General features: G+C 44.2%; 3 protein-coding genes. All 3 read right to left on the minus strand.

Features of this window, described 5'->3' with window-relative positions; translation table 11 throughout:
- Positions 1 to 114: endonuclease/exonuclease/phosphatase family protein (locus tag R7070_RS26735; RefSeq protein WP_195744596.1), on the minus strand; the 114-nt coding region annotated here is incomplete at its 3' end.
- A gap of 90 nt (positions 115 to 204) precedes the next feature.
- Positions 205 to 369 carry a pleiotropic regulatory protein RsmS gene (gene rsmS, locus R7070_RS26740; RefSeq protein ID WP_005456217.1) on the minus strand — a complete coding sequence of 55 codons (165 nt, stop codon included), beginning with the start codon at positions 367 to 369 and terminating at the stop codon, positions 205 to 207.
- Positions 369 to 914, minus strand: coding sequence for a primosomal replication protein (locus R7070_RS26745; protein ID WP_025796135.1), 546 nt, complete (start codon positions 912 to 914; stop codon positions 369 to 371). The genes rsmS and R7070_RS26745 overlap by 1 nt, the downstream gene beginning before the upstream one ends.
- Between the last annotated feature and the right edge of the window lie 91 nt (positions 915 to 1005).

Raw genomic sequence — 1005 nt, forward strand, 5'->3', positions numbered from 1 at the left:
ATGCACTTTAATCTCTTGAAGACCAATAACGTCAGGCTGGTGTTTATCGATGAGCGCTTGGAGTTGGTGCAGTCGCGCACGTAGTCCATTGATGTTAAAGCTGATTACTTTCATTATTTATCCTTTTGAGGGCGTATTTTTCTAGAATGGTATCATTCTGAAAGCGTAGTGAAAATGAATCTCAACAAAAGAAAAAAGCGCGTTTTACTGCGCTTTCAATTTGTTTTCTAAATCTGTTTGTACGATCTTCAATGCTTTAATCGCAACTTCTGGATCAATCTCGTTGGTTTCAAGCAAGTAGATCAAATCAACGGCCAGCTTGATCTCTTCTGGCGCGTCATCAAGAGGAGAGGTTGGTTGGTCTGCCATTATTGGTGCTTTTCCCTATGTGTAATTTGATTTTCTAGTTTAAGAAGCGCTGCCTCACAACGAGCTAAACGTTGCTCTGTCGCCAGTAATACTTTCTGAGCTTCAGCTCGCATAAAACTAGGTGCAGTTTCCACTGCGCGTTCCTTTTCTAACACCATTTCTCGCAAGCGTCTTGCCCATTCTTGGTGCTGCGCGAGCTCTTGATAAAGCACGTTAATTGGTTTGCGAAAGTGGCTGCTATGCTTGATTTCATTCTTACGAATTTTAGTGGTAGAAATCTCTCGCTGAATTGCGCCAATTTGCGCTACGAGTCGTTCGGTTAGGTACTCCGCGCGCAAAGCGGTGAGCTTATTTTCGTTTTGCTCTCGGATAATCGCGTCCAGTGTCGATTTCGCTTCTTTTACGCAAGGGGTAAGTGAGCGAGAACGGCAGCTAAATAAACGTTCATCAAACAACGGAACGTGATGCTCTCCTCGTTGGCGATCCAATGTCGCGGCTTGATTCGCCATGTGTTCTAAACTTTGCGAAAGTTGTTCGATGTTCATGATAAACCTACAAACCAAGCGTCATAAGCCAGCTTAATCGCCAATACGCTCACGACCGTGACAAAAACGGGACGAATGAACTTAGAGCCGA

Source organism: Vibrio sp. 1557 (genome assembly GCF_033340175.1).
In the GTDB taxonomy this organism is placed as follows: Bacteria; Pseudomonadota; Gammaproteobacteria; order Enterobacterales; family Vibrionaceae; genus Vibrio; species Vibrio alginolyticus.

What these genes read in the sequence shown, in the direction of transcription:
- rsmS (WP_005456217.1), bottom strand. Translation starts at nt 369, where the DNA reads ATGGCAGACCAACCAACCTCTCCTCTTGATGACGCGCCAGAAGAGATC.
- R7070_RS26745 (WP_025796135.1), bottom strand. Translation starts at nt 914, where the DNA reads ATGAACATCGAACAACTTTCGCAAAGTTTAGAACACATGGCGAATCAA.